This is a genomic window from Paenibacillus sp. NFR01 (assembly GCF_900111565.1).
GTDB lineage: Bacteria > Bacillota > Bacilli > Paenibacillales > Paenibacillaceae > Paenibacillus_AQ.
In genome coordinates this window covers 675,586-701,046 of sequence record NZ_FOIK01000001.1, presented here as the reverse complement: position 1 = coordinate 701,046, position 25,461 = coordinate 675,586, and the positions used below count along the sequence as shown (strand labels likewise).

General features: G+C 53.8%; 25 protein-coding genes. 6 read left to right on the top strand and 19 right to left on the bottom strand.

The window, feature by feature from the left end; genetic code table 11:
- Nucleotides 1-25: 25 nt before the first annotated feature.
- Nucleotides 26-907, bottom strand: a complete 882-nt coding sequence (locus BMW84_RS02995) for a carbohydrate ABC transporter permease (protein WP_091064316.1) — start codon at nucleotides 905-907, stop codon at nucleotides 26-28.
- Between the two features lie 18 nt (nucleotides 908-925).
- A complete protein-coding gene (locus BMW84_RS02990; protein ID WP_091067993.1) occupies nucleotides 926-1,855 on the bottom strand; it encodes an ABC transporter permease in 930 nt (309 codons plus the stop codon).
- Between the two features lie 492 nt (nucleotides 1,856-2,347).
- Between BMW84_RS02990 and BMW84_RS02985 the strand changes: the two genes are divergently transcribed.
- Complete coding sequence (locus BMW84_RS02985; protein WP_091064313.1) at nucleotides 2,348-3,388, top strand: LacI family DNA-binding transcriptional regulator; 1,041 nt, start codon at nucleotides 2,348-2,350, stop codon at nucleotides 3,386-3,388.
- A gap of 123 nt (nucleotides 3,389-3,511) precedes the next feature.
- On the opposite strand, the gene BMW84_RS02980 is transcribed toward BMW84_RS02985, so the two are convergent.
- Together BMW84_RS02980 and BMW84_RS02975 are read right to left on the bottom strand one after the other, a co-directional pair.
- Nucleotides 3,512-4,093 carry a GNAT family N-acetyltransferase gene (locus BMW84_RS02980; RefSeq protein ID WP_091064311.1) on the bottom strand — a complete coding sequence of 194 codons (582 nt, stop codon included), beginning with the start codon at nucleotides 4,091-4,093 and terminating at the stop codon, nucleotides 3,512-3,514.
- A gap of 18 nt (nucleotides 4,094-4,111) precedes the next feature.
- Nucleotides 4,112-5,398, bottom strand: a complete 1,287-nt coding sequence (locus tag BMW84_RS02975) for an arsenic transporter (protein WP_091064308.1) — start codon at nucleotides 5,396-5,398, stop codon at nucleotides 4,112-4,114.
- Between the two features lie 359 nt (nucleotides 5,399-5,757).
- On the opposite strand from BMW84_RS02975, the gene BMW84_RS02970 reads away from it, so the two are divergent.
- Nucleotides 5,758-6,225: a hypothetical protein gene (locus BMW84_RS02970; protein WP_091064305.1), complete on the top strand. Its 468-nt coding sequence runs from the start codon at nucleotides 5,758-5,760 to the stop codon at nucleotides 6,223-6,225.
- A gap of 85 nt (nucleotides 6,226-6,310) precedes the next feature.
- Here the strand turns inward: BMW84_RS02970 and BMW84_RS02965 are convergent, their stop codons facing one another.
- The gene (locus BMW84_RS02965; RefSeq protein WP_091064303.1) at nucleotides 6,311-7,741 is read right to left on the bottom strand and encodes an aldehyde dehydrogenase family protein; all 1,431 of its coding nucleotides are present in this window, start codon (nucleotides 7,739-7,741) and stop codon (nucleotides 6,311-6,313) included.
- A gap of 97 nt (nucleotides 7,742-7,838) precedes the next feature.
- On the opposite strand from BMW84_RS02965, the gene BMW84_RS02960 reads away from it, so the two are divergent.
- Together BMW84_RS02960 and BMW84_RS02955 are read left to right on the top strand one after the other, a co-directional pair.
- The gene (locus BMW84_RS02960) at nucleotides 7,839-8,243 is read left to right on the top strand and encodes a MerR family transcriptional regulator (protein WP_091064300.1); all 405 of its coding nucleotides are present in this window, start codon (nucleotides 7,839-7,841) and stop codon (nucleotides 8,241-8,243) included.
- A 33-nt stretch (nucleotides 8,244-8,276) separates the two neighbouring features.
- Nucleotides 8,277-8,912 carry an HAD family hydrolase gene (locus tag BMW84_RS02955; protein WP_091064299.1) on the top strand — a complete coding sequence of 212 codons (636 nt, stop codon included), beginning with the start codon at nucleotides 8,277-8,279 and terminating at the stop codon, nucleotides 8,910-8,912.
- On the opposite strand, the gene BMW84_RS02950 is transcribed toward BMW84_RS02955, so the two are convergent.
- From BMW84_RS02950 to BMW84_RS02900, 11 genes are all read right to left on the bottom strand, one after another.
- Nucleotides 8,891-9,271: a VOC family protein gene (locus BMW84_RS02950; RefSeq protein ID WP_091064296.1), complete on the bottom strand. Its 381-nt coding sequence runs from the start codon at nucleotides 9,269-9,271 to the stop codon at nucleotides 8,891-8,893. The genes BMW84_RS02955 and BMW84_RS02950 overlap by 22 nt on opposite strands.
- Nucleotides 9,268-10,227, bottom strand: a complete 960-nt coding sequence (locus BMW84_RS02945) for an MBL fold metallo-hydrolase (protein ID WP_091064294.1) — start codon at nucleotides 10,225-10,227, stop codon at nucleotides 9,268-9,270. Before BMW84_RS02945 ends, BMW84_RS02950 begins: the two co-directional genes overlap by 4 nt.
- A 183-nt stretch (nucleotides 10,228-10,410) precedes the next feature.
- The gene (locus tag BMW84_RS02940; RefSeq protein WP_091064292.1) at nucleotides 10,411-12,801 is read right to left on the bottom strand and encodes a histidine kinase; all 2,391 of its coding nucleotides are present in this window, start codon (nucleotides 12,799-12,801) and stop codon (nucleotides 10,411-10,413) included.
- Between the two features lie 20 nt (nucleotides 12,802-12,821).
- The gene (gene kdpC / locus BMW84_RS02935; RefSeq protein WP_091064290.1) at nucleotides 12,822-13,427 is read right to left on the bottom strand and encodes a potassium-transporting ATPase subunit KdpC; all 606 of its coding nucleotides are present in this window, start codon (nucleotides 13,425-13,427) and stop codon (nucleotides 12,822-12,824) included.
- A gap of 33 nt (nucleotides 13,428-13,460) precedes the next feature.
- Nucleotides 13,461-15,491, bottom strand: a complete 2,031-nt coding sequence (kdpB, locus tag BMW84_RS02930; protein WP_091064288.1) for a potassium-transporting ATPase subunit KdpB — start codon at nucleotides 15,489-15,491, stop codon at nucleotides 13,461-13,463.
- A 13-nt stretch (nucleotides 15,492-15,504) separates the two neighbouring features.
- Complete coding sequence (kdpA, locus tag BMW84_RS02925; RefSeq protein ID WP_091064285.1) at nucleotides 15,505-17,187, bottom strand: potassium-transporting ATPase subunit KdpA; 1,683 nt, start codon at nucleotides 17,185-17,187, stop codon at nucleotides 15,505-15,507.
- A gap of 36 nt (nucleotides 17,188-17,223) precedes the next feature.
- Nucleotides 17,224-17,301, bottom strand: a complete 78-nt coding sequence (gene kdpF, locus BMW84_RS25195; RefSeq protein WP_368086712.1) for a K(+)-transporting ATPase subunit F — start codon at nucleotides 17,299-17,301, stop codon at nucleotides 17,224-17,226.
- 202 nt (nucleotides 17,302-17,503) lie between these two features.
- On the bottom strand, nucleotides 17,504-17,866 hold the full coding sequence (locus BMW84_RS02915) for a hypothetical protein (protein WP_091064281.1): 363 nt from the start codon (nucleotides 17,864-17,866) through the stop codon (nucleotides 17,504-17,506).
- A 188-nt stretch (nucleotides 17,867-18,054) separates the two neighbouring features.
- Nucleotides 18,055-18,723 (bottom strand): Type 1 glutamine amidotransferase-like domain-containing protein, encoded by a 669-nt coding sequence (locus BMW84_RS02910; RefSeq protein ID WP_091064280.1) that lies wholly within the window; start codon nucleotides 18,721-18,723, stop codon nucleotides 18,055-18,057.
- 29 nt (nucleotides 18,724-18,752) lie between these two features.
- Nucleotides 18,753-19,448: a response regulator gene (locus tag BMW84_RS02905; RefSeq protein ID WP_091064277.1), complete on the bottom strand. Its 696-nt coding sequence runs from the start codon at nucleotides 19,446-19,448 to the stop codon at nucleotides 18,753-18,755.
- Nucleotides 19,441-22,149 (bottom strand): sensor histidine kinase, encoded by a 2,709-nt coding sequence (locus BMW84_RS02900; protein ID WP_254772845.1) that lies wholly within the window; start codon nucleotides 22,147-22,149, stop codon nucleotides 19,441-19,443. The genes BMW84_RS02905 and BMW84_RS02900 overlap by 8 nt, the downstream gene beginning before the upstream one ends.
- Before the next feature lie 95 nt (nucleotides 22,150-22,244).
- Here BMW84_RS02900 and BMW84_RS25190 point away from each other — a divergent pair, with 95 nt between their 5' ends.
- Nucleotides 22,245-22,556 (top strand): cysteine-rich CWC family protein, encoded by a 312-nt coding sequence (locus tag BMW84_RS25190; protein ID WP_139209614.1) that lies wholly within the window; start codon nucleotides 22,245-22,247, stop codon nucleotides 22,554-22,556.
- A 157-nt stretch (nucleotides 22,557-22,713) separates the two neighbouring features.
- On the opposite strand, the gene BMW84_RS02890 is transcribed toward BMW84_RS25190, so the two are convergent.
- Nucleotides 22,714-23,262: an NAD(P)H-dependent oxidoreductase gene (locus tag BMW84_RS02890; RefSeq protein WP_091064269.1), complete on the bottom strand. Its 549-nt coding sequence runs from the start codon at nucleotides 23,260-23,262 to the stop codon at nucleotides 22,714-22,716.
- Nucleotides 23,263-23,389: 127 nt separating this feature from the next.
- Here BMW84_RS02890 and BMW84_RS02885 point away from each other — a divergent pair, with 127 nt between their 5' ends.
- Nucleotides 23,390-24,298, top strand: a complete 909-nt coding sequence (locus tag BMW84_RS02885; protein ID WP_091064267.1) for a LysR family transcriptional regulator — start codon at nucleotides 23,390-23,392, stop codon at nucleotides 24,296-24,298.
- 24 nt (nucleotides 24,299-24,322) lie between these two features.
- Here the strand turns inward: BMW84_RS02885 and bshB2 are convergent, their stop codons facing one another.
- Complete coding sequence (bshB2, locus tag BMW84_RS02880; RefSeq protein ID WP_091064265.1) at nucleotides 24,323-25,000, bottom strand: bacillithiol biosynthesis deacetylase BshB2; 678 nt, start codon at nucleotides 24,998-25,000, stop codon at nucleotides 24,323-24,325.
- A 26-nt stretch (nucleotides 25,001-25,026) separates the two neighbouring features.
- Nucleotides 25,027-25,371, bottom strand: a complete 345-nt coding sequence (locus tag BMW84_RS02875) for a YojF family protein (protein ID WP_091064262.1) — start codon at nucleotides 25,369-25,371, stop codon at nucleotides 25,027-25,029.
- Between the last annotated feature and the right edge of the window lie 90 nt (nucleotides 25,372-25,461).

The window sequence follows — 25,461 nt, the reverse complement described above, 5'->3', positions numbered from 1 at the left end:
AACTAATCTATGTGCAACCGGCCCTCTATTTCAGCGAACCGAGCATGACACCTTTTTCAAAATACTTCTGGAAGAACGGGTACATGATGATCAGCGGCAGGCTGGAGACCACAATCGCCGCGTATTTGATAATTTCCGACAGCCGTTTCATTTCCGCCATGGCCAACTGGTCCCCGATCATGCTTGGATCGACCTGATTCTGAATCAGAATCGAGCGAAGCACGAGCTGAAGCGGGTGCAGCGCCGGATTGTCTAGATAGATCATTGCGTCGAAATAAGAATTCCATTGGCCGACAAAGGCATACAGCGCCAGCACAAAAATGATGGGCTTCGAAAGCGGAAGCACGATCCGGAAAAAGGTCATCATCTCCGACGCCCCGTCCACGTTGGCCGCTTCCTTCAACTCACTGGGCACTCCCTTGAAGAAGGTCCTAGACAAAATGATATTCCAGACATTGACCGCGCTCGGCAAAATAATCGCCCATACCGTGTTCAGCATGCCAAGATTTTTAACCAGCAGATAAGTCGGGACCAGCCCGCCGCCAAAAAACATGGTGATCAGGAACAGCGTCATGACAACGCCCTTTCCCTTCAGTCGATCTTCGGACAACGCGTAGCCCGCACAGATGGACACCGCCACGGTCAGGAAGGCAAAGGAGACCGAATACATAACCGCATTGGCGAACCCGCGCAGCATGGCCGGATTGGTCAGAATCATTTCATAGCCGTCGACGGACCAGTCAGAGATATGGAAGGACAGGCCGGAGCTGAGAAGCACGGAAGGGTCCATAAACGATGCTATGACCACATAAATCAGCGGGACGACGACAATCAGCACGGCCAGCCCCAGCAGCGCCGCGTTCAGCGCCAGCATCAGCCGGTCCAGCCGGGAGTGTTGAACGAACATGTAACAATGCCCCTTTCTTTAATAAAGGCCTTCGCCTTCGTTAAGCTTCTTGACGATGAAGTTGACAGTAACCAGCAGGATGACGTTGATCAAGGAATTAAACAACCCCACTGCTGCGGAATAGGCGTAGTCGCCGGATTGCAGACCGATCTTGTACACATAGGTCGGGATGATCTCCGAGGTCGGCAGATTCGTCGCCGTTTGCATCAAATACGCTTTTTCAAAACCGATAGACATGATGCCGCCGGCGGCGAGAATGAACACAATGGCCATAATTGGCCGGAGCGCAGGAAAATCAATATGACGTATGCGCTGCAGCAGATTGGCGCCATCCAGGTTGGCTGCATTGTGCAGTTCGGGATCGACATTCGCAAGCGCAGCGACATAAATAATGGAAGCCCAGCCCGCGCCGGTCCAAATATCCGAGAGAATGTATATCCAGCGGAAATATTCGGGACGGGACATAAACATCAGCGGTTCGCCGGAAAAATGACTGTAAAGCTGATTAATCGGCCCAGTAGGTGACAGAAAGATAAACAACATGCCGACGACCACAACGACAGAGATAAAGTTCGGGGCGTACAGAAACAGCTGGATGTTCTTCTTGATCCTCGACCGCTGCACCTGATTGAGCATCAATGCCAGCAGAATCGGCACGGGAAAGCCCAGTACAAGCGCGAACAAGCTGAGTTTAAGCGTATTCATAAAGATGGTTTCAAAATTGGGAGAGGACAAAAACTTGTTGAAATTATAAAAGCCGACCCAGTCGCTGCCCAAAATCCCTTTGATCGGACTGAAATCCTTAAAGGCGATTACCGCCCCATACATCGGCCCGTATTTGAAGATGAGCGTGAGAAGAAGTGCCGGCGCCAGCAATAAATAATGAAAAAAATGTCTCTTCATATATCCCAAAAAAGCGCTTCCGGATTTGGCAGTCGTTCTCTCCATGTTGGCCCCGATTAAATTTTGCACATTTGACCTCCGTTCTTTTTGTATTATGCAAAGCATATTTCGACGTCCGCATTGGGCATTTTCCCTTTCGATACACACCCTTTTGCATTTACAATTTATCAAACCGCGAGTGTCATGTCAATAATTTTTGTAAATTTTAATTTGTTCATTTGACAATTTGAGTCAACGTTATTTTTTACATTAGCACAAATATAACCATTAAATAACGATTTTCTTTAAGAATTATGCATAAAAGCAAAAACCGATCAATGAATTCATGTAAAAATGCACATTTTAGTGGTTGTCATTTATTGGCAATGCGAGTGGATTTCTCTCCAATTATGCATAACCCTATGTAAAAGAAGCATTTTAATTGTGCATTTGTAAAATTGAGATTGCTATTCCGGCGCGGTTCATATACATTTAAGTAAAGTGTTCAACAAATGTGCTGCGCGAAAAACGGATTAATTACTGAGGTGAAATGTACAAGTGGCCAAAGAAAAAGTTACGATTCAAGATATCGCGAACGCGCTGGGCATCTCCCGTAACACGGCTTCGAAAGCGCTGAACGGAACGCCGGGCATTCCAGAAGAAACAAGAAATAAAGTCGTGAAGAAAGCCATCGAATTGAAATACAAGCAGTTCTCTTTTATGGAATCCGAGAGCCTCTTATCCAAACATTCCGGCAATATTGCCCTGCTTACGGAAAACTTGCCCAACACCTCCCATTTCGGCTCCATTCTGATCAGCGGCCTGGAGAAACGGATTAGCGAGGAAGGCTACAACCTGTCCATCCATATTATCCGCGAAATCGACCAGAAGTCCCTGTCGCTGCCGAACAATTTCGACGCTTCCAATGTGGACGGGATCATCTGTATCGAATTGTTCAACTTGGAGTACAGCAAGCTGATAACGGGGCTGGGCATTCCGACGATCTTTATTGACTGTTCTGCCCATGTCCGCTATCCGGAATTTCAGGCGGATGTGTTGTTGATGGAGAATGAACACAGCTCTTACCTGCTAACCCGCAAGCTGATTGAGAACGGCTACACGGATTTTGGCTTCATCGGAGACTACAATCATTGCCGCAGCTTCAATGAACGCTGGGCAGGTTTTAACCGGGCCATTACGGAAGCAGGCTTAACGGTGGATCGCTCGAAATGCATTTTGGATGACGACGATCTGTTTTTCACAAGCAGCGATTGGGCCAATCAACGGATAAAGGCCATGACTTCGCTCCCTTCTGCGTTTATCTGTGCGAACGATTACATTGCCGTCAGCTTTATGAAGGCGCTAAAAAGCATGAATTACGCCATTCCGAAGGATATCGCTTTCTGCGGTTTCGATAACAGCCCGGAGGCTAGTATCATCGAGCCGCATTTAACGACGGTGCATATTTACAGCAATGAAATGGGTGTTTGCGCCGCGGAAATGCTGCTTTCACGGATCAGCAATCCCGAACAACCGCATCAGGTTTCCCACATTTTCACCCAACTTATCTTTAGGGATTCTACTCCGGCGTTATCCTGAATGGAGATGTGCATAGGCTAATCAAGTACTTTGCATAGACCCTGGAAATTTATATATTCTTATGGGCAAAAAAAAGGTGGCGTCCGTGTTTGGACACCACCTTTTTTTGCATGAAACCTCTGATCAACCCTTGTTTTCTTCTCCCGTTTTAGGCGGCAGGAGCAGCCCCATGCCCACCAGATCAACGTACTCGCCGTTTTCCAGCTTGATCTGTTTCTCCATTAGACTGTCCTGCACAAAACCCTGGCTTTCGTACAGCGAAATTGCCGGTTGATTGGTAGCGAACACCTGAAGCCAAATTTTTTCGAGTTCCGGCCGCGCCGTTGCCCAGGTTATCAACTCCTGCAGCATCCGCGTGCCCAGCCCGCCCCCGCGCAGATCCCTGCGGATATTGATCGAAAAAGAACCCGTATGCGCGATCCTCCGCCGGTGCCCGCGTTGAAAATCAAGGAAGCCGGCGACTTCGCCCTCGTAAATAGCAATCAGGATAAGGCTATCCGGGTCCTGCTGGATATCCTCAATCCATCGCCGTTCATCTTCGGCCGTGATGGTGAATTCCTCTAATGTCGTCAACAAATACGGCGCTTCCTGAAAAATGCTCCGGTTATAGGCGAGCACCTGCTCCGCATCTGCGCTTGTAGCGGCACGCAGAACGATGTCCCTGCCTCTTTTATCCGTAAAGTGAATTTTATTATAGTGTCCCATCCCAAAGCACCTCCCAGATTACCCGAACAATTTTAGTCCCAACGCCAAACCTAGCAAGGTTATAACCAGCGTGGGAATCGTCAGCACGATCCCGGTTTTGAAATATTGCCCCCATGTGATTTTGACGCCTTTGCCCGCCAGTACATGCAGCCATAGCAGCGTTGCCAGCGAACCGATCGGCGTCATCTTCGGTCCCAAATCCGATCCGATGACGTTCGCATACACCAGCGCTTTTTGCATCAGCCCCGTAGCATGGGCCCCATCGATCGCCAGGGCTCCAATCATTACAGTCGGCAGATTGTTCATTACCGAAGATAACAGTGCTGCAAGGAAACCCATGCCCAGCGAAGCCGCCAGCAGCCCGTGTTTTACCGTCTCGATAATCACGTCGGACAGCATATCGGTCAAACCGACGTTGCGCAGCCCATACACTACCACGTACATCCCGATCGAGAAAAAGACGATAGCCCACGGCGCTCCCTTTATTACCTCGCGTGTCGAGACCTGCGGACTGCGTCTGGCCATCAGCAGGAATACCAGGGCAATGCCCATGGCCACGGCCGATACCGGAATGCCCGCCAACTCGCAGACAAAATATCCGGCGAGCAGCACCGCCAGCACCCACCAGGACAGCCGGAACATCCGCAGGTCCTTGATGGCTTCCGCCGGCGCTTTCAGCTCCTCCGGATCAAAAGCGGCCGGAATGCTCTTGCGGAAATACAAATACAGCACGAGCAGACTCGCAAGCAGCGAGAAGATTGTCGGTATAATCATATGAAGTGCGTATTCGCCAAACGTGACCCCGAAATAATCGGCGGAGACGATATTGACGAGATTGCTGACGACAAGCGGCAGCGATGTGGTATCGGCGATAAACCCGCCGGCGATAATAAATGGAAATACCTGCCGTTCGTCCAGCTTCAGCGCGCGTACCATGGCCAGCACGATCGGCGTTAGGATAAGCGCCGCCCCGTCATTCGCGAACAGTGCGGACACGACCGCACCGAGCAAAATCACGTATACAAACATCCGCTTCCCGTTGCCCCTGGCCGCCGCAGCCATATGCAGTGCCGCCCATTCAAAAAAGCCGATCCGGTCCAGCACCAGAGAAATCAATATAATTCCGATAAAAGCCAGCGTGGCGTTCCACACAATCTGCGTGACGTCCAGAACATCCTGAAAATTCACGACGCCGGCAAGCAGTGCAAGCGCCGCACCGCCGCAGGCCGACCAGCCGATGGACAGCTTCCGCGGCTGCCAGATTACAAAAACCAAAGTAAAGATAAAGATCAAACCTGCCAGCATTTTTCTGTTCCGCTCCTGTTCTTCTCCATGGTAACCGCTGCACGGACCTCATTGCCTGCCGCCGTCCTATTCGCAGCTTGTTTAGATGCTGGCTGACGGCCGATAGAGACATCATGGAGAGCCTGGTTTTATCCCCAAGCAGCTTCAGATCGTCTGCCATCCGGTTGAGCTCGTCCAACATGGATTCCTCCACTCATATAAGCACATGCTAATATGTTAAGAGGGAAGCGGAAAAATAACAAGGTTTTTTTACTTGCATTCAGCAAGTATTACGGTGCGACTTTGCGGATATATCTATCTGGTTAGCGTCCACGCCAAACTTCTCGCTCATCATATATTATCTACCGAGGGGGTGATATATGATGCCGATTGTTTTCCTTGATGAACGAATCTCTGTCTTTTCGAATATAAGCACGGGAACGACACTCATAGAAACCACCCCTGTACTGATCGGAGATATCGGGCTGCAGACCTTTGCCGTAGCCAACACGCCTGACGCCTCGAATGCTAGGGTGGCGCTTAACGGATCGGTTCAACTGGATGGCGATGTCGAGCTGTTCGCGACGGTTACTTTAACCATTGAAAGAAACAGCACAGGCACAGCCGGAACAGGCACCTTAATTTACACAGAGGTATTCGATACGGACGGGATTACCTCCTTGGCGCCTTTGAGCATCACGACAGGCGACTTTCCTCCTGCAGCGGCGGTCAACGCAGGACAAATCCGGTACAGTCTGTTTATTTCGTCCACCATCGAAATCATCTTGACCGGACCCGTCGGGTTCAACGGCTCTGCCGTTGCCGGCACGACTGACGGAATAATATAAACGTATGCAAAGAGGGCCGTCCCGAGCCATGAAACGTCTGCTTGGGACGGCCCTTTTATCGCTAAAGCGACGCTGCAGCCGTTATTTACCGCATAATCGATTTCACCTGCAAAAATTCTTCCACGCCGTACACGCCATTCTCCCGGCCGATGCCGGAGTGCTTGTAGCCGCCGAACGGGGCCGTCATTTCAAAGCCGGCATCGTTGATCACGACAACGCCGGCCGCGATTTGGGATGCAACCTTCATCGCCCGCTCCGGATCCCCCGATTGAATATAGGCGCCAAGCCCAAAATCCGTATCGTTGGCCATGGCCACTGCTTCCTCTTCGCTACCGTAAGTCAGAATCGACAACACCGGTCCGAATATTTCCTCACGGGCAATGGTCATCTCCGGCTTCACCCCGGCAAATACCGTCGGTTTGACATAATAACCGCCCTCCAGCCCTTCCGGATGCCCTTCGCCGCCGCCGATCAGCTCCGCACCTTCCTCCAAGCCGAGCCGGATATAGCGCTGAACCTGTTCATATTGTTTGGCGCCGGCCAGCGGGCCGATTACGGTGTCTTCATCCCATGGATTTCCCGTTTTAAGCCCTTCAAGCGTTCGCCGGACGATCGCCTTCACTTCACCGATTCGCGTCTCCGGTACGAATAACCGCGTACCCGCAATGCAGGCTTGGCCGTTATTCATGAAGCACCCCATGATTGCCCGCGGAATCGCCTGCTCCAGATCGGCATCGTCCAGCACGAGATTCGGCGATTTCCCGCCCAGTTCCAGCACTACCTTCTTCATCGTAACCGCAGCTTCCCGGTAGATCATTTGACCGACCTTGGTCGAGCCGGTAAATGATATCATCGCCACATCCGGATGCCGGAGCAGCGCGCTCCCCACCGTAGACCCAAGGCCGTTGACGAAATTCACGACGCCGGCCGGAATGCCCGCTTCATGGATGCACTGTGCCAGCAAATCCGTCTGGATGGCACTGATCTCGCTCGGCTTGATCACCATCGTACAGCCAGCAGCTATGGCGCTGGAGATTTTGGCCGTAATTTGCGAGGTGTTGGCGTTCCAGGGGGTAATGACCGCAACAACGCCAAGCGGTTCTTTGACGACTTCGGCCCGGCCGATCGTTTCGCGAAATGCGAAGTTTTGCAGCAAATCATAAGCCATCCCGAAAAAATCCGCCGTCAGTTTGCTTCGCGCCTGCGCCACCCGGAGCGTAGCCCCGTACTCCTCGATACAGTTGCTTGTGAACTGATCCGCTTTCGCTTCGATCCCCTCGCGCAAACGCAGCAGCATGTCCATCCGCTCTTCTACCGTTGTTTGGGAGAATGCCGTAAACGCCGTCTTCGCTGCGGCGACCGCCGCAAGGGCATCCGCTTCATTGCCGAGCGTTACCTTGCCGATCACCTTGCGGTTCGCGGGATTTATAAGCTCCATCTCCTCCGTTCCCTGTGGACGGACAAACTCTCCGTTCACATACATCCGGTTAATCACACGCAATTCCTGTTCGTTCATTTTCGTTCCCTCCATCTTGTGATCTCGCATGCTTCATGCTACGATCACTTTAACCCCTTCAAGTAACTTGAAGTCAACAGCAAAGGAGAAAAAATTTGTGGACATTTTCAAATACGGCGCAGAGCCGCGTTACACGATTCAGGAAGCCGCAGCAATCTTGGGCCTCTCCAAACCCACCATTCGGTACTATGAAGAAATCGGCCTCTTGAACGAGGTCCAGCGGGATAAAAACAATATCCGCCTGTTCTCCGACGACAACCTCATGCGCCTGCGCATGATCCAGTGTATCCGGAATTCCGGGATGGGCATTGAAAAGGTGCGCGAGTACATCGGTCTGTCGACCGAGGAGCTTGAGGGGGTAACGGCGAGGTATGACGTTATTCGGGAACAGGAGCGGCTGCTGCTGGAGCGCAAAGCGGAGCTGGATGCGCAGCTCGCTTTTATCGAACATAAGAAGCAGGTCTACGAAGAGAAACTGGACGCGTTGCATCACATGAACTAATCCAATCCCCTATCCGAAGGAGCTGGAGCATCCATGAAAGCCGTGATTTTTGATTTTGACGGTACGGTAGCGGATACGCTGCCCCTGTGCATTGCCGCTTTCCGTAAAGCGATAGAGCCGCACGCCGGACGGCCGATTTCTGACGAGGAGATTATTGCCACGTTCGGACCAAGCGAGGAAGGCACGATCAAAGCGCTGATTCCCGATTTTTACGAGGAAGGCTTAAGCGGATACCTGCGGAACTATGAAGATCTGCATGGGATGTGCGCCGTGCCTTTTGAGGGGATGACGGACATTCTGCAAAGTTTGAAGGAAAAAGGGAAGATCGTCGCGCTGGTCACCGGCAAAGGCGAAAAAAGCTGCCGCCTCTCCCTGGCTTACTACGGGATGGACGACAGCTTTGACTGGATCGAAACCGGCTCGCCGCAGGGGCAGATCAAAATCGAGGGTATCCGCGAGGTGTTGCGGCGCTTTGACCTGAAGCCCGAAGAAGCCGTATATGTCGGCGATGCCGTCACTGACATCCGCTGCGCCAAAGCAGTCGGCATGCCGATGTGGTCCGCAGCCTGGGGAAGTTATGTCGATACCGCTGAGCTGCTGCGCCAAGAGCCGGACCGGTTATTCAAGACCGTCACCGAGTTCAGAACCTATTTGGAGGAAACGATCTGAATCGGATTTCCGTCCGGATCCTGCACCCAGCCTGAGCGCAGCCGTCCCAGGAAATCATGGGCCTCGGAGAGCAGCGTCCCGCCATGCTCCAGAATATACGCTATAGCCGCATCCGTATCGTCGGTCCATACCGCGATTTCGCAGCCGGCGTTCAGCCCGGGATTGAGCCCGTGCACTTCCCGGGCGGATTCCCGGGTGGCGACGCCCAGCGTAAATGTTCCCAGTTTCATCTCATGATGAACGGGCGCGCCGCCGAGCTCGGCGGTAAACGTCACCGTAAACCCGAGCTTTTCATAAAAACGCCGGGACCGTTCAAGATTCTCAACATACAAATTGATTTGCGGGTCGCGAAAGTTCATTCGTCGTTCCTCCTGTCGGTGTATGCGTTATATAACCAGCGGAAGTTCCAGCCATACACATGCGCGCATGTCCAGTCGGCAAAAGCCTGCGGGATTCCTAGCGCCAATCCCTCCTCAGCCGTTATGCCGGACGCAGCCGCTTGTTTGGCCGCTTCCTGAATGTTATTCAAGTAATCCAGCATTTCATCGATATTGTCTGGCCCGGCGATGGACCCGTGTCCCGGAATCACAGCGTTCAATTCAAAATCGCTTCGGATGCGCTCCAAAATAACCGGCCAGGCTGCAAGGTCGCCATGCAGCATCGCCGGGTGGGTTTTCTCCAGAATCAGGTCGCCGGCGATCAGCACTTTTTCTTCGGGAATGTAAATAAAAGCATCGCTGAGCGTGTGTCCCCCGCCATAGGTGATAATCCGGGCCGTGCGCTTGGAGCCGTGAAGGGTCAGCTTGTCCGTAAATGTTATAGAAGCCGTCACCCTCCGGATCGCAGGAGCCGCTTCATGCAGCCGCTCTTTGTCCGCAATTTCATCACGGAGGGCCGACACGACCCGCGGGTCGGTTTCATTGTCTTGAGCTTCTATCAGGCCCGCAATCTGCTGCCGCAGCGCAGCCTGCCAATCCTCCGCCAGAGGCGCCGCATGTCCGCTCAGGAATTGCTGCACTTTTTCCGTCGAGAGAATGATACTGTCCGAAAAAGCCTGATTGCCGTAATGATGATCCCCGTGATAATGTGTATTGACCACAAATTGGATAGGTCTTCCGGTCAGCTCGATCGCCATTTGGCGCAGCTGCTCCGCGGCTTGCGGAACCATAAAGGTATCCACAACGATCGTTACATCACCCAAATCCACAATGGCCGCATTGCCTTGGGCACCTGACCCCGGCACCGCGATTGCCGCCCACACCCCTTCCGCCGCCTGATGCAGCGTAAAGAATTCCGTTTCCTCTATAACGCTCATTGTCCATCCTCCGTTAGCCGTAAGTTCCGTTTTTATCTAAACCATACTCCAATTATACCTGTATGATCCGGAACGAGGATATGAAAAAAGCGGAACCGCCGGTTCCGCCTTACTGTATGGCGCGTAATGTAACGCTGGCACAGCTATATAATTCTATTAAATGCTTCTTTGGGCTCGGGCGGTTCACTCATGAACCAGCGGGTCGAAATCCGCGACGATCAGCATATCCAGATGCCGGGCGTTTCGGAGCAGGTAGTGGACAAACGTCTCTCTCAGTAAGGTCAGCCACCGGGGCTTGCGCGACTGGCCGATGATCAGCTGGGTCGTCCCCACTTCATTTATCCGGTCCAGCAAATGCCGGTGAATCTTACGGTTGCCCTCGGTTACTGTCACTTCTATTTTACCGCCCAGCCTTTCGGTTAACAGCCGCAAGGCATCGAGCTGCTTTTGCTTTTGCGGAACCAAACCTGACCCGCACTGGGCGTAATGCACATACCACTCCGCTTTCAAGCGGTGGGCGATCCGGAATCCGCGGCGAATCAGACGCTCGGCACGCGGATCCAAATCCACGCAGACGAAGATGACTTCCCGGCGGGCCCAGGCGCCGCGCAGTGCGGAGTCCCGGTCCCACGCTTCCAGCCGCTCGTCTACATCATCCGCAATCTCCCTTAGCGCCAATTCCCGGAGGGCGATCAGGTTGCCGATTCTAAAAAAAGAATCCAGCGCCTGGTTGATTTTCTCTCTGGCATAGATCTTTCCTTCCCTCATGCGGTCCTGAAGCATTTGCGGCGTGATGTCGATCAGTTCGATTTCATTGGCCATTTTGAGGATGGCATCGGGCACCGTCTCCCTGACACGGACGCCGGTCAGCTGCTCAACGGCATCATTCAGGCTCTCCAGATGCTGCACATTGACGGTGGTGATGACGGAGATTCCCGCCTCCAGCAGCCGGAGCACGTCCTCGTACCGTTTGCGCGTAGCGCTGCCGGGTACATTCGTATGGGCCAGCTCGTCGACCAGCACCACCTCGGGGTGACGGGCAATAATCGCCTCGACATCCATCTCCTCCAGGCGTACCGATTGGCGCGCGGATGAAACGGATGGGGCCGAGTCTACGGTTTGCGTGGATTGCCCTGTTTGAGCATATTGATACGTAATTTGTGCCCGCGGAATCATCGTCAACTCGCCGATCTGCTGGGTGGTTTCCTTCCGTCCGTGGGTCTCGAGCAGCCCGATCACGACGTCGATTCCTTTACGCTGCAGGAGATTGCCCTCCTGAAGCATTTTATACGTTTTGCCCACGCCCGGCGCTGCGCCGATATAGACCTTGAACGTCCCCCGCCGGATGGAATCCAGCTTCTTTTGCATTTCCGCGTCGCTTAAGCGGTGGAACGTCTCCTCTTGCCTTTTCGGTCCGGACTTTACGGGCAATATCCGTTCGCCCTCCTCCCGTGCCCGGTCCGCCATCAGAAAAATATCGATGTTGCGGGTTCCCCGCAGCACCCGGTTCGCAATCGAACCCTGCCAGAATTCCTGCCAATGATTCTTCTGGGAATGGCCCATCACAATCCGGGTGACATTGTTCTGAATGGCATACTGGACGAGCGAGGCGGGAAGACGGCGCAAATTCGGTAGCTTCAACTCCTCGAACCGCGCTTCAATCCGTTTGACCAGCTTCATGATCGATTGCCGGAAGGCCTGCTGTTCTTTCGTCAGCGGCTTCTTTGCCAGCACGAACGATACGACGATCATGTCGCCTCCCAGGCGTTTGGCAATCTGCTGCCCTCTGCGCACATAGAGCGAACCGTTCCAGTGATATTGGGCGGACACCAGTATCCGCTCGGCGGCGCCGGAAGGCCCGAGCAGCCCTTGTTCCTCGCGGTGCTTCTCCAGCGTATCATTTACGCCCTCCGCCACCAGCCGGAGCGCAAGCTCCCGGAGCACGCCCAGGTTGCCCCGTTTGGACAGCGCCGGATGCGCCTTGTCCCCCAGGATGCCCTCTTCCAGGCGCTTTAGGATCGTTTCCGGCGATACGTCGATCAGCCTGACTTCGTCCGCCATGTCCAACGTGTTCATCGGCACCGTTTCCTCGGCTTTGATTCCGGTCATCTTGAAGATTTGCTGTTCCACGCCCTCCAGCTCATACACATTGATCGTTGTAATGACGCTGATACCCTGGTCCATTAAATAGCGGATGTCCTCCAGCCGGGTGGCGAACCTGGCGCCGTCGCGGTTGCGGTGGGCCAAACCGTCCACCAGCACCACTTCCGGATTGCGTTCGATCAGGGCATCAAGCGGCAGATCCTTTTGCTCTACGCCATTCTTCTGCCAGTGAATGCTGGGGAGCCGCTGCATATCTTTGAGCTGTTCCACCGTTTCCGTCCGCTGCATCGTCGATACGCCGCAGCAGACGACATCAATTCCCTGCTGCTGCAATTGCTTGCCTTCCTGCAGCATATGATACGTTTTACCGGAGCCGCTGACCGAGCCGATAATGATTTTAAGCCTGCCGCGGTGGAGCTTGTAAATCGAATACAACAGTTCCTCCGGTGTTTTTCGTTTAAAATGTACCATAAGTCAGCCCCTGACCGGTTTTAGAGATGCCCGCGAAGGTCCAGATTCAATCGCAGTACGTTGACGCGCGGTTCGCCGAACAGTCCCAGGTCTTTGCCTTCGGTATGCTTCTCCACCAGCTGCTCCAATTCATCGGCACTAAGGCCGGTCAATTTACTGATCCGCGGGATTTGGACCCGCGCCGATTCCGGCGTGATATGCGGATCAAGGCCCGAGCCGGAATTGGTAATCAGGTCGACCGGCAGCTTGCTGACCGGAACATCCGGATTGGCCGCTTGCCAGGCCTTTATCGAATCTTCGGTCCGTTTCAGCATATCCGCATTGGAAGGCGCATAGTTGTTTGTACCCGAGGCTTCGGCATTATATTCGATGCTGGATACCCGGCCTTGAAAATATTTCGGGTCCGTAAAATTTTGCCCGATCAATTCGGAGCCGACGATTTGTCCGGATGCATCTTTGATTATGCTGCCCTTCGCTTGGCCGGGCATCAAAAGATTAGCCAGCCCGGTGCACACCAGCGGGTAAATCAAGCCGCATAACACGATAAACAGCACGCTTAGGCGAACCATGGACAACCAGTACGCTCCCCGCGAAGGTTCCACTTCATGTTCTTCCGTATAGTTCATGTCAATCCCATTCCTCTCTGTGAGACGTATCCGTTACACCCATAAATGAACGATCAGGTCGATCAGCTTGATTCCGACGAACGGGGCGATCAGGCCGCCCAGCCCGTAGACGAACAAGTTCCGGCTAAGCAGCTTCGCCGAGCTCGTCGGTTTATAGGCGACGCCCTTCATCGCAAGCGGAATCAGCAGCGGAATAATGACCGCATTGAAGACCAGTGCCGATAGTATCGCCGATACCGGAGAACCGAGCCCCATAATATTCAGCACGCTTAATTTCGGGATCGCCAGCATGAACATCGCCGGAATAATCGCAAAATATTTGGCGACATCGTTCGCAATGCTGAACGTGGTCAAGGCGCCGCGCGTCATCAGCAATTGCTTGCCGATCGCAACCACCTCGATGATCTTTGAGGGGTCGGAATCCAAGTCAACCATGTTGGCGGCCTCTTTCGCGGCGGTGGTACCGCTGTTCATTGCCAGGCCCACGTCGGCCTGCGCAAGCGCCGGAGCGTCATTCGTACCATCGCCGGTCATGGCGACCAGCTTACCTGCGGCTTGTTCGCGTTTGATGACGGCAATCTTGTCTTCCGGCTTGCTTTCCGCAATAAAATCGTCCACGCCCGCTTCCGAAGCGATCGTTGCGGCGGTCAGCGGATTGTCTCCGGTACACATGATCGTTTTGATTCCCATTTTGCGCAGCTGGTCGAAACGTTCGCGCATCCCGGGTTTTACGGTGTCCTTCAGGTAGATTAATCCGAAGATCCGGTTGTCGACGGCAACGGCCAGCGGCGTCCCGCCTTCGGAGGCGATCGCGTTGCCCTTTGCATCCAGGTCCTGCGGAATCAGGCCGCCCTGGGCCTGCACCCATTTTTTCACGGAATCCACCGCGCCCTTGCGCACCTTTCGTCCATCCGGCAGGTCAATGCCGCTCATGCGGGTTTCCGCTTTGAATTCAATGAATTCCGCGCCTTCCGCCAGATTTGCGGGATAGGCAAGCCCGTTTTTCTTCATTAATTCAAGGACCGAGCGCCCTTCCGGCGTTTCGTCCTTCAACGAGCTGACGGCGGCCCATCCGCCGACCGTCTCCGTTGAAGCTTCGCCGACCGGAATGAACTCGCTGGCCATCCGGTTCCCGAAAGTGATCGTGCCCGTTTTATCCAATATCATAGTATCAATGTCTCCGGCCGCTTCCACCGCTTTTCCCGACATGGCCAGCACATTGAAACGGGTCACGCGGTCCATTCCGGCAATGCCGATGGCGGATAGCAATCCCCCGATCGTTGTCGGGATCAGGCAAACCAGCAGCGAGATGAGTACCGGAATTTCAAGCTTGATCCCGAGATAGTCGGCCATCGGTCCCAGCGTAACCACAACAATCAGGAAGATCAGCGTAAGACTGACCAGCAGCGTATTCAGCGCGATTTCGTTTGGCGTCTTCTGCCGCTTGGCGCCTTCAACGAGCGCAATCATGCGGTCGATAAAGGTCTCGCCGGGGTCGCTCGTAATCCGTACGGTAATCCGGTCGCTGACGACGCGTGTTCCGCCGGTCACGGAGCTGAAATCGCCGCCGGCCTCTTTAATGACAGGTGCGGATTCGCCTGTTATCGCCGACTCATCGACCGAAGCCAGGCCTTCGATCACTTCGCCGTCGCCGGGTATCATTTCTCCCTGGGAAACGATGACGATGTCGTTCTTGAGCAGCTCTGTCGATGGCACGACTTTAATGCCGCCGCCGACCACTTTATTCGCGTTAATTTCTTTTTTCGTTTTCTTCAGCGTGGCGGCTTGTGCCTTCCCCCGGCCTTCCGCCAAGGCTTCCGCGAAGTTGGCGAACAACACCGTAAAGAGCAGGATCAGGAAGACCGACAGATTAAAGCCGATGTCGTCTTGCGTGTTAAAATAACCGGGAAACACCGTCATCAACAGAACGACGAAGGTTCCGATTTCAACGACGAACATGACCGGATTTTTCATCATGGTAAGAGGATTGCATTTGATCAGGCTGTCCAGGAGGGCTCTTTTGGCAATCTCCTTGGAAAGCATGCTTTTTCGATTCGGATTCATGATCTCACCTCTTCTATTTCAGGAGTGTCAAATGCTCGGCAATCGGTCCAAGGACAAGCGCCGGCAGAAAGGTCAGCGCACCGATGATCAGCACGACGCCGATCAGGATGCCCGTAAACAATTTCGTATCGGTACGCAGCGTACCGATCGTCTCAGGGACCCATTGCTTGGAGACCAGCGAACCGGCGACGCCAAGCAGGGCCACCATGGAAATGTACCGACCAAACAGCATGACCAGGCCGGTGGAAATATTCCAGAACGGCGTATTGTCTCCGAGTCCCTCAAACCCTGAACCGTTGTTCGCGGCGGCTGACGTATATTCATACAGGACTTGCGAAATGCCGTGGAAGCCCGGATTGCTGATGGCTCCTTTTCCAAGATCCGTCAAGAAAGCGATCGCTGTCGGCGCCAGAATAATGAACGGATGAATCAGAATTGCAATGGCAATCAGCTTCATTTCCTTTGCTTCGATTTTGCGGCCCATGAATTCCGGCGTCCGTCCCACCATTAATCCGCACAGGAAGACCGCGAGGACAGCATACATCAGCATGTTAATCAACCCGACGCCGTCGCCGCCAAACACGTTATTAAGCATCATCAGCGCCAGCGGAACCAACCCGCCGAGCGGCGTCAGGGTATCATGCATGTTATTGACCGAGCCCGTCGTAAAAGCGGTGGTAACGGTAGTGAACAATGCCGATTGGGCAATGCCGAAGCGGACCTCCTTGCCTTCCATGCTGCCCTGCGAAGCGTCGATACCCAGCGCATTCACCGCCGGATTGCCCCGAAGCTCAGCGGTATAGGCCGCGGACAGGAACCCGATAAACAGGATAAACATGGCTCCGAAGATGACCCAGCCCTGCTTCTGATTTTTGGCAAATTTCCCGAACGTGTAGGTGAGCGCCATCGGGATGCAGCACATCGACAAGATTTCGATGACGTTCGTCAGCGGGTTCGGATTCTCAAACGGATGCGCGGAGTTGACCCCGAAGAAGCCCCCGCCGTTCGTACCCAGATGTTTGATGGAGACCAGCGACGCCACCGGTCCGATCGCGATTTTTTGGTGCTGGCCCTCGATGGTTGTCGCTTCTACAGTCGGGCTTAACGTCTGTGGAACCTTGAGGGCCACCAGGAGCAGCGTCACAATGATCGCAAGCGGAATCAGCAGGCGGGTATGCACTTTGACAAAATCGGTGAAGAAGTTCCCCAGCGTTTTTCCTTTGCTCGTGATCCCGCGAATGATGGCGATCGCAACAACGATCCCGGAAGCGGCCGACGTAAACATCATCATCATGATGACGACCATTTGCGAGAGATACGACAAGCCCGTTTCGCCGCTGTAATGCTGAAGATCCGTATTGGACATGAAGGCGATAACGGTATTAAAGATGAGCGTAGGCTGCATGTCGCCGATTCCGTTTGGATTCAGCGGCAGCCCGCTTTGAATGCGCAAAATGATATAGCTTACTGCCAGCAGGACTACGTTCGTCAGCAGCAGGCTGATCGCATACCGCTTCCAGTTCATATGCGGCCGCTTCCGCAAACCGCTAAACGCATATATTCCTTTTTCCAGTGGACCGAATATCTTATCCGTACGGTTGGGCCTATCCGAGAACACGTGATAAATATAGCTTCCCACCGGCTTTACCAGCAAAATTGAAATTACAATGACCGCAACCATCTGTAAAATGGCCATGTTATGCCCTCCTCAACCTATTCGTAACCGTTCATTTTAGAATTTCTCCGGGTTCACCAGAACGTAAACCAGATACGCAAACAGCAGTACGGTCAATACGCCAACGATGCTCATGAACGTTCTCCCTCCGCTTCGCCTACGACTCGCCCGCACCAGATTATGAATGAATACACCAGTCCAAAGGCGGCGGCCAAGCTGAGTATCATCACCAGATCCATCATCGGATCTCCCTCCCTCTCTATCTGTCTCGTAAATCAGAGTAACATTTCCCGCATTAAGTCAGGATTAGGACTTCAGGTGCGAAATTAAGATCGCATTAAGATTCTCGAAAAAGCGTTCGCTGATAAACGTCCCCGCCAAGCACATCGTTTACGGCCTGCAAAAATGCGCCGTACCCGCCGTCCACATCGGCCCGGTTCGGCAGGGCTGCGGCTATAATCCGCTCCGCGTCACCGGGATTCAGCTGATAGCTGCCGGATAACCCTTGCTTCACCTCATCCGCGGGACGCCCCGACGCAAATGCCTGTGCGGCTTTATAGATTGCACTGTCTTCATACGGTAAGGCTCCGATCTCCTGCGAGCTTCTTATAAGCTCCAGGCGGAACGTGATTTTGCGCGCCGCATATAAAACGACCAGCACGGTACACATCAGCCCCACGATTCTTGGCACATCATTCATGTTGCTTCGCCTCGCCCTTCATTTGCTCTCTCCCACGTTCTAAAGCTTAGCATTCCGGCCATTAGCATAGGGTTAGGGTTTGCGCGGCGGAGTTAAGATGGCCTAAAGAAAAAAAGAGCTGCCCCAATGCCGTAAAACGGCTACTTGGACAGCTCTTCTTTATCTAATTTCTGTATGCTTTGTGCAGATCAGCGCGAAAAATAGTTCCAGTTTCCTTCGGAAACCACTTCGGCTGCTCCATCTATCACTTGAATTGCGGTCTGATCATCGATCGCATAAGCCGGGCCTTGCATGCCCGCCGCCCATTTCTCCGCAGCAGCCATGGTGTTATCAGGCAGCAGCTCATGGTCCAGATGCGGAAATATCGCAAAATCTACCACACCCAGCGTTTCATCGCCACCGGCGGGCGGCGTCCAGCCCACAAAATATTGCCCGATGTTAGGTGCCATCACCATGCTTCCGGCACTCATTCCCACATAAACGGCGCGCAGCGACGGTAAGAGGTCTGCCAGTCCGGACTCCCGCATCCAGTAGCACAGGTAAAGGGCGTCTCCCCCCGATACCAGCAGGACATCCGCCTCCCTGACCAGCGGCTCCCAGCGGTCTTTGCCGATGCTTGGCAGCGCAGTGAGCTCCAGTACGCCGACGGACTTCCAGCCCAGGTCGACCATCGGATTCTCGGAATTCCCGCTGATGAACTTCCAGGCTTCGACGCCGGGGCCGACCCAGGGATGCCCATACATCGCCGTGGGGATGCACAGGGCGCTCGAGTCGGCGATCGGCTTGCCCAGCATGTCAACCAACGCGTCGTGAATGCTTTTGTTGATAACGCCTCCAGAGGTGAGCAGCAACTTCATCGTATCACTCCTTGTCGCGGTAGGTTTTCTTATTGCTCCGCCAGCATCCGGTACCCGATGCCGATATGGGTTTGGATCAGCTTGGGATGGCCGGGCAGCTCGATTTTTTTGCGCAATGTCGCCATAAAGACGCGCAGTGCCGGAGTATCGTAAGGATGATTACCCCAAATCTCATGAAGGATGTAATTATGCGTAAGCACTTTGCCTACATGTTTGGCAAGCAGACACAGCAGCTTATATTCGCTTGGCGTTAAATGGACTTCTTCGTCCTGCAGCCAGACACAGCCCGCGGCATAATCGATCCGGAGCTGGCCGTTGACGAAGACGGAAGAATCCATATGCGGTCTGTCTCTGTCATATTGAAGCCTCCGCAGGCTTACCCGCAGCCTTGCCAGCAGCTCTTCGACACTAAAGGGTTTGGTCAAAAAATCATCCGCGCCGGCATCCAGCGCGTCGATTTTGTCCCGGTCCTCGCTGCGGGCGCTGACCACAATGATCGGCAAGGTGGACCAGGTGCGGATTTTTCGGATAATCTCCACCCCGTCCATGTCGGGCAGCCCCAAATCCAGAATCATCAGGTCAGGCTGCCGGGTCGACGCCTCCATTATTGCGCTTTCGCCGGTGGAGGCCGATTGATAGCGGTAGCCTTGCGTCTCCAGCGTCGTGGTAATCAATTTGCGGATCGGCGTGTCGTCTTCCACGACCAGAATGAACGGTTTATTCATGTATCGTCACCTCAGATACGGGTATGTTGAACCAAAATGTCGTTCCGCGGGGATAGTGGTCCTGCAAGCCAATGGTTCCGCCATGCGCCTCAACAATGGATTTGCACAGCGAAAGCCCCAGGCCCAGACCGCGGCGGCCATCCACCTTGCGGTTGAGCGTGAAGAACGTATCGAAGATCCGCGGTTTATCCTCGTCCGGGATGCCCGGACCTTCATCTGAAACTTCGATCAGAGCGTAATCCCCATCCTGTCTCGCCGTGATCGAGATTGCAGTGCCTGCCGGAGTATATTTGATCGCGTTATCGATCAGATTCACAATCACCTGAACGATCAGCCGGGAATCCATATCGGCCATCAGCAGCTCATCCTGCATAACCGAATGGAGGGAATGGCTGTTTTTGTTGCGTTTTACATGCTGAATTGCCTCCAGAATGACATCTTCGATCAATTCGACCTGAAAGTTCAGATGGAGCGCACCGTTTTCGATCCGGCTGATCGCCAGAACATTCTCGACCAAGTGAATCAGCCAGATGGAGTCGTCGAAAATATCGCTGTAAAGGCTTTTTCGCTGCTCATCGCTTAATACCGCCGTATTGTTGATCAACATGCCTGCATTGCCGGATATGCTGGTCAGCGGCGTGCGGAGATCATGGGATATTCCGCGCAGCAGGTTGGCCCGGAGCTGCTCCTGTTGAATTTGCATCGAAATGCTTTTTTGGCGTTCATACAGCGTTTCTTTCTCCAGGGCAAGGGCGCATTCGCCGAGCATCGCGATCATGAGGCTTTTCTCGAAGACTTCGAGCGGCGCTTCCTGCCCGACATCAACGGCGGCAACGGCATAGACCTCTTCCGCTCCGCCGCGGACCGCCAGGTACAGAAAGCGGACATTGGAAAACGTATCTGTCGTCGCCCCTGCACGTTTATTGTTGCGCACGACCCAATCGGCCACAATCCGTTCCTTCTCCCCGGCCAGCTCCTGCTGTTCCTCAAAAGAAAAACCGGACTTTGGAATCAATAACGGGCTTGCCGTCTTGCCGTTCACAACCGGGTACATCACGACGGTCCGTTCCAGAAGCTTCACCAGCTGCCGGCCGGTTTCCTCCAGAATCGCTGCGGCATCGCCAGCCTGCTGCAATTTCCGGTTGGTCTCCAGCAGCACTTCGGTGCGGTAGGCCTTCTGTGCGGAATGTTTGGCCTGCATTCGAACCCGCAGCGTGAGCGTACTCGTTAGGAAAGAAGCTACCAGCATCACCAGAAAGGTCACGGGATAGCTTGGATCATATGCCTGAAACGAAAAGCGCGGTTCCGTGAAAAAATAATTAAACACCAGCACGCTGATAAAGGAGGTAAATCCGCTGTACAATCTTCCCTGGGTAATCATGGCGTTCACCAGCGCTCCCAGGATATACAAAGTAATAACATTGGCTTCCCGGAGCCCCAGCGCATAAAACCATAAGCCCAGCAGCGTACATACCGTCAGAATCGCCAGCGTTTTGATTACGTCCGTTACCGAAAAAACCGGCGCCAGGCTGAACATCCGGAAGCGGTTTTTGAACGATGACTGGCTGTATGGAATGATATAGGTCTCGGTATTGGGAACCGCCGCGATCAGCTTATCCACGGTCGTCGCCATCGAGAAGCGGCTCCGCCGGTTCAACGACCGGCCCAGCACGATTTTCGAGACCCGGCTCGTCTTCACGTATTCCGAAATCTGCAATGGAATATCGTCCCCGTACACGGTGGCAATCTGCGCGCCCAGCTGTTCCGCCAACCGGAAGTTCTCCCGCAGGGCTGCGGACTCGTTTCGATCCTGGACACGGCTCTCCGAGGTCTCCACATAAAGCGCCGTAAAGCGGGCATGAAATACTTCCGCCATTCTTGCCGCGGTGCGTATCACCTTCTGGTTGGATTTGGCGGACGACAAGCAGACCAGAACATGATCCTTGATCGTTTCGTCGTTCCGTTTGCCCTGCACGAGCAGGCGGGCGGCAATCCGGCTCAGCTGCTGGGAGGCAACGCGGAGGGCGATTTCCCGGAGCGCGACGAGCCTGTCCTTCTGGTACAACGGCGCATATGCGTTTTTCTCCTCCTCATCCTGAAAGATCAGGTTGTTGTTGAACTTCAGGATCAGCTCATCCGGATCGCCGTCGATTAGTTCAATAAAATCCGCATGATCCAGGATCTGATCGGGAATCCGTTCCGGCTGGACAAAAGCGATCATCGGGGACACGATATCCGTCAGGCTCTCCAATTGCTGGATATTCAGCGTGGTATAGACGTCGATGCCCGCGCGGAGAAGCTCCTCCACATCCTGATACCGCTTTTTGTGCCGGGCGCTTTCATGGTTGCGGTGGGCCAGATTATCGACCACGATCAGCTGCGGTTTCCGTTTAAGCGCGGCATCCAGGTCGAATTCCTGCACCCCGGAGGCGGAGACCCGCGAGGTTAACAGAGGCAACGGCTCCAGTTCATCCAGAAGCGGCTGGAGACTGGAGCGCTTATAATTCTGGATATAGCCGACTACGACGTCCTTGCCCTCATTTTGTTCTTTCTGGGCGCTGCATAACATCGCATAGGTCTTGCCGACCCCGGGCGAAAACCCGATAAATACCTTCAATGATCCCCGCTTCTTTGAAAAATCAACAGCCTTGCGGCCGTCCGGGCTGCCCCCGCCGGGATGACTGGACATACGCGCGTTCACTCGCTTCCTGCTTCATAAATAAGTCCTTTAAATGTGAGTATATCATCGCCTGTATCAGGATCGTATAAACATTTTAGCCGAAACATTAAGATCGCATTAAGATTTGCGGAAAAACACGATTTCGCGTAAAGTTTTCATATCGAATTTTACGAAAGGGGGCAGCTGTCATAAACACTGATTCCCGCTTTACAAATCTGCTGCCGCCGGAAGCCGTCTGTCCCGGCTGCGGCGGAGACAACGGCTGCGCCGTGGCGCATGACCAACCAGCGGAAAGCTGCTGGTGCATGACCCTTTCCTTGCCTGCCGAAGCGCTTAACCGGGTGAAAAGGAAATACCCCGGCTCCGCTTGTCTGTGCCGCGATTGCCTGATGAAGCTGGCGGCAGATTTGCCGGCAACAACCGCATAGCTTATAATCTGGGCAAGCAAGCCGCGGCGGACCCCAAAAAACAGGGCAGCGATCCTCCAATAACGGGAGGATTGCTGCCCTGTTTTTTGATGAATTAAAGCTCTTGGCTGCCATAAGCGTAAAAAACGTTTGGAACAGCCTCTTTTTCATGTACCATTTATGCGTTTACGGAAGCGGCGGCCGGATGACCGGCAGCTAAATGCCGCAAATATGCCTCCGTGCTCTCGCGCAGTTCCGCATCCGTTACGTTACGGGAATCATGCAGCACATACAGCGGCAGATACGCCGCGTGGACATGGTTCGCCAAGGCTTCTACCGGCTTCGTAATGTCCCGGATCGGGAACAGGTTGTAGCCTTCCGGATGGTAAGAAGCCGCGGTGCCGGCCGTGGAGATGGCAATGCCGATCTCTTTGCCGCGTAGATGATCGCCGCCCGGGCCAAAAGCCCAACCCGGCTCCAGCACCTCGTCAAACCAGTGATGCAAAAGCGGCGGCGTGCTGTACCAATAAAGGGGATATTGGAAAATAATCCGGTCATGGCTGTCGAGCAGCGCCTGCTCGCGTTTAACGTCGATGTTGCCGTCCGGGTAAACATTGTACAGCGAATGTACCGTAAATTCCTCATGCTCCCGTAATTCCTCCGTCCAGGTCCGGTGAATCCGGGATGTTCGTAAATCGGGATGCGCAACAATAATCATGGTTTTCATCATCCATCGCTCCTCTGTAACTGTGATCTCTTCTTGATTCACAGTTTACAGCATCCTTTGCATCACGTAAAATGATTATAAATGATTCTAACTTTCATAAAAAGTGATATATAGAGGGGATGATTCGATGGAAAGCGGAGAACTGCGGATATTCAAAGCCGTTGCACTGGAAGGAAGCATTACCAAAGCTGCGCTTAGCCTCGGTTACGTACAGTCCAATGTCACGGCCAGAATCCGGCAGCTGGAGACGGAGCTGAAGACGCCGCTCTTTTACCGCCAGCGCGGCATGATCCTTACGCCTGCCGGTGAACGGCTGCTGAAATATGCCGAGCAAATTTTGCACCTTCTGGATGAAGCCGGCAAATCGCTCAATGAAACCGGCGTCCCTGCCGGCCCTTTGGCGATCGGCGCATACCACAGCATTTCCTCGCTGCATCTTCCCGAAGTGCTGGCTAAGTACCACAAAACCTATCCTGACGTGGATTTGTCTCTCTTCTCGGGACCCAGCGACGAGCTGCTGGACAAGGTGCTGAAATACGAGCTCGACGGGGCATTTGTCAAACATACGGTTGCCAGGGACGACAGTATTGTCCACGAGCTGGAAATCAGCGAAGAACTCGTCATTGTCGCCCGCCCTGAATACGCGGACATCGCCCAACTGGCCGGCAAACCGTTCCTGATGAACACCGCCGGGTGCCCGAACCGTCACCAGCTGGAGAGCTGGCTGCAGTTCAAAGGCTTCGGCAAGGTTCGTTATATGGAATTTAACCATACCGACTTCATCATCCAGGGCGTTTTATCCGACCTTGGCGCTTCCTTCATCCCCCACTCCGCGGTCCGCTTGTATGAGGAGAAAGGACTGCTGCGCACCTTCGCCGTGCCGTCGCGCTTCGGCTCTACGAAGACCTACTTCATCCGCCACAAGGATTCCATTAAGACCAGCGCGCTGGCGCAGTTCATCGAGAACATACAGCACGCCGCGCCTTACCTCGTCCCCTTGCCGCTGGAATCGCACTGGCGGGAAGCCGGGATGTAGCTGCCGTCACGTCGCGGCTTCATATTAAAACCGGTACGTCCAGAACTGTTCCGTACCGTACCGGTACCGGATTTCTTCCTCGGTCAGCTCACGGTTGCCGACCAGCTCGGGGGCTTGAAATTGCGTGCGGTGCGCGCGGATCGAGTCCATTTTCTGTTTAATGAACGGCGTCACGTCGATGGTCACATCCGCTTTTCCAATCTGCTCTTCGTGTCCGACTGAAAAAGCTTTGCAGAGCACGACCGGCCGTTCTGCTGCCGGCAGCCGGCGGATCGTCCGGATTACCGCTTCTCCGGTGGCATCATGGTCCGGATGGACGCTGAGCCCCGGATAAAAGGTGATGACCAGCGAGGGCTTCAATTCTTGAAGCAAAGCAAAAATCGTAGCATCCAGCGCCTGCTGGTCTTCGAACTCGACCATTTTATCGTGGAAACCGAGCATGCGGAGGTCCTGAATGCCGATGGCGTTGCAGGAGTTGATCAGCTCGTCTTTACGGATGTGCGGCAAGGTTACGCGGTTGGCGAACGGCGGGATCCCCATATTTCGGCCCATCTCGCCCAGCGTCAGGCAGGCATACGTCACTTGCGCGCCGCTGTGTATATATTTGGCCAACGTCCCCGCGGCAACGAAGGACTCGTCATCCGGATGGGGAAGTACAACTATAATGCGTTGATGATCAGCTTGCGATGTCGTTTTCTTCATGGTTTCTCCTCTGCTCTCTTTGTTCGTCAAAAGGGTTCCCGGCTAAGCTGCAGGGCCACCATCAGTTTGCCTTGCCCGTCGTGCCCGGCCAGAATCAGCCGCTGCGTATCCGAAGCGTCGATATGCGTGAGTCCTTCGGCATAAACCCAGCCCTGGGTGGTTTTGAGTCCGACCCGGTACGGTCCTGTGCCAGAAATGGAGCCGACTGTATAGCGGATCACCGCATTCGATACAAAGGCCGAACCTGGATGCTTCGAGCTGTCAAAATGGCTGGCGTACGCACCGGTGGTCACTTCCAAATGCATATACAGCTCCTGATCGACAAAGCGGTCGAGGCGCTCTTGAATCTCGGGGGGATAAATCGGTTGCATATATGCCTCCTATAGATGAGAAAAAGTAAGTGAATACGAGTAATGATTATTGTAGCATATAATAAATTAATTTTTACAATAGATCTAAAA

Coding starts and splice junctions, on each gene's coding strand:
- BMW84_RS02995 (WP_091064316.1), bottom strand. CDS start 907: ATGTTCGTTCAACACTCCCGGCTGGACCGGCTGATGCTGGCGCTGAAC.
- BMW84_RS02990 (WP_091067993.1), bottom strand. CDS start 1,855: ATGGAGAGAACGACTGCCAAATCCGGAAGCGCTTTTTTGGGATATATG.
- BMW84_RS02980 (WP_091064311.1), bottom strand. CDS start 4,093: ATGGGACACTATAATAAAATTCACTTTACGGATAAAAGAGGCAGGGAC.
- BMW84_RS02975 (WP_091064308.1), bottom strand. CDS start 5,398: ATGCTGGCAGGTTTGATCTTTATCTTTACTTTGGTTTTTGTAATCTGG.
- BMW84_RS02970 (WP_091064305.1), top strand. CDS start 5,758: ATGATGCCGATTGTTTTCCTTGATGAACGAATCTCTGTCTTTTCGAAT.
- BMW84_RS02965 (WP_091064303.1), bottom strand. CDS start 7,741: ATGAACGAACAGGAATTGCGTGTGATTAACCGGATGTATGTGAACGGA.
- BMW84_RS02955 (WP_091064299.1), top strand. CDS start 8,277: ATGAAAGCCGTGATTTTTGATTTTGACGGTACGGTAGCGGATACGCTG.
- BMW84_RS02950 (WP_091064296.1), bottom strand. CDS start 9,271: ATGAACTTTCGCGACCCGCAAATCAATTTGTATGTTGAGAATCTTGAA.
- BMW84_RS02945 (WP_091064294.1), bottom strand. CDS start 10,227: ATGAGCGTTATAGAGGAAACGGAATTCTTTACGCTGCATCAGGCGGCG.
- BMW84_RS02940 (WP_091064292.1), bottom strand. CDS start 12,801: ATGGTACATTTTAAACGAAAAACACCGGAGGAACTGTTGTATTCGATT.
- kdpC (WP_091064290.1), bottom strand. CDS start 13,427: ATGAACTATACGGAAGAACATGAAGTGGAACCTTCGCGGGGAGCGTAC.
- kdpB (WP_091064288.1), bottom strand. CDS start 15,491: ATGAATCCGAATCGAAAAAGCATGCTTTCCAAGGAGATTGCCAAAAGA.
- kdpA (WP_091064285.1), bottom strand. CDS start 17,187: ATGGCCATTTTACAGATGGTTGCGGTCATTGTAATTTCAATTTTGCTG.
- kdpF (WP_368086712.1), bottom strand. CDS start 17,301: ATGAGCATCGTTGGCGTATTGACCGTACTGCTGTTTGCGTATCTGGTT.
- BMW84_RS02915 (WP_091064281.1), bottom strand. CDS start 17,866: ATGAATGATGTGCCAAGAATCGTGGGGCTGATGTGTACCGTGCTGGTC.
- BMW84_RS02910 (WP_091064280.1), bottom strand. CDS start 18,723: ATGAAGTTGCTGCTCACCTCTGGAGGCGTTATCAACAAAAGCATTCAC.
- BMW84_RS02905 (WP_091064277.1), bottom strand. CDS start 19,448: ATGAATAAACCGTTCATTCTGGTCGTGGAAGACGACACGCCGATCCGC.
- BMW84_RS02890 (WP_091064269.1), bottom strand. CDS start 23,262: ATGAAAACCATGATTATTGTTGCGCATCCCGATTTACGAACATCCCGG.
- BMW84_RS02885 (WP_091064267.1), top strand. CDS start 23,390: ATGGAAAGCGGAGAACTGCGGATATTCAAAGCCGTTGCACTGGAAGGA.
- bshB2 (WP_091064265.1), bottom strand. CDS start 25,000: ATGAAGAAAACGACATCGCAAGCTGATCATCAACGCATTATAGTTGTA.
- BMW84_RS02875 (WP_091064262.1), bottom strand. CDS start 25,371: ATGCAACCGATTTATCCCCCCGAGATTCAAGAGCGCCTCGACCGCTTT.